This window comes from Halovulum marinum (assembly GCF_009697225.1).
GTDB lineage: Bacteria > Pseudomonadota > Alphaproteobacteria > Rhodobacterales > Rhodobacteraceae > Halovulum > Halovulum marinum.
The window spans coordinates 1-1404 of sequence record NZ_WIND01000063.1; the positions used below are offsets into that span (position 1 = coordinate 1).

Sequence of the window (1404 nt, forward strand, 5' to 3'; positions counted from 1 at the left end):
CCACCCAGATGGGATGGTTGCCGCCCTCCCCAGACGGCATCGCAATGTGCCAAGATCGTGGATGTGAACGCCACGGAACAGGGAGGACGGCAACATGAAGGATATGATTATCGGCGTGGATTTGGCAAAGCGCGTTTTTCAGGTCCACGGCGCGACCCGAGATGGGGATGTTGTTTTCAGGAAGAAGCTGTCACGCGAACAGTTCAGGGCGTTCATGGCTCGCCAGCCAGCCTCCCTCGTGGTCTTTGAAGCCTGCGGCAGCGCGAACTACTGGACCCGCGAGATGGGGGCGGTTGGCCATGAGGTAAGACTGATCGCGCCCCAATACGTTCGTCCGTTCATCAAGCGCCAAAAGAACGACGCGGCGGATGCCGAAGCGATCGCGATCGCCGCGCGCCAGCCCGAGATGCGCTTCGTCGCCGCGAAGACTGAGGAGCAACAGGCCAAGGCGATCCTGTTCCGGGGCCGGGAGCGCCTTGTCCGTCAGCGCACCGAGCTGGTGAACGCGCTGCGGGCGGCGCTCTATGAATACGGCCATGTGTTTCCCGTCGGGATCTGGCAACTGAAGCGCATGGAGGCGGCGGTGCGTGACCCCGACTGCGCCCTGCCGGCGCTCGTCGTCGCCGAATGCCAGGACCTGCTGGCACAGATTTCCGAGAAGACGGAACGGATCGACGCGAAGACTAAGAGCCTGAAAGCGCTCGCGGCTGAGACCGACACGACACGACGCCTCCAGACGATGCCTGGTGTCGGTCCGCTGACGGCGCTCGCGGTCGACGCTTTTTCGCCGGACATGGCCCAATTCAAATGCGGTCGGGATTTCGCGGCTTGGCTGGGGCTCGTGCCACGCCAGCACTCCTCGGGCGGCAAGGAACGGCTCGGCCGGATATCGAAGGCGGGTCAGGCTGATATTCGGCGACTCCTTATCATCGGCGCGATGACCCGGATCATGGGCCGCGCGCGCGACAGGATTGCGGCAAACAGCTGGACCGGGCGGATGCTGGCGAGGAAGCCGAAGATGCTCGTCGGTATCGCGCTGGCGAACAGGATGGCCCGGCAGATCTGGGCAATGATGACGAAGGGCGAGGATTATCGAGATCCGACGTTGGCAGGTCCGGCATGAGCTTTGTGCCGAACCCATCGGCGTCGGTGCCAAGGGGAGTGTGAGAGAGCGATGACCTGAATGGGCACAATGATCGAACAGGATCTGGATCGGGAAAACCATAGGCGAACGTTGAGCAACCAGCTCGGCACCTAGATTTGGACCCGACCCGCTGATCACCATACCGGCCCGCGGCTTCTGGATGTGCCGCACATCGAGGCCTGAAAGAAGTTCGCATTCGATCACACCCCAAAAAGGTCAGAACACTCTTGCATCACGGGCGGCAACCAAAGAAGTTCGCC

At 62.2% G+C, this 1404-nt stretch carries 1 protein-coding gene; it reads left to right on the top strand.

Annotated features, from left to right (window positions below; genetic code table 11):
* Window positions 1-94 precede the first annotated feature (94 nt).
* Window positions 95-1123, top strand: coding sequence for an IS110 family RNA-guided transposase (locus GE300_RS22000; protein WP_154449699.1), 1029 nt, complete (start codon window positions 95-97; stop codon window positions 1121-1123).
* Window positions 1124-1404 lie beyond the last annotated feature (281 nt).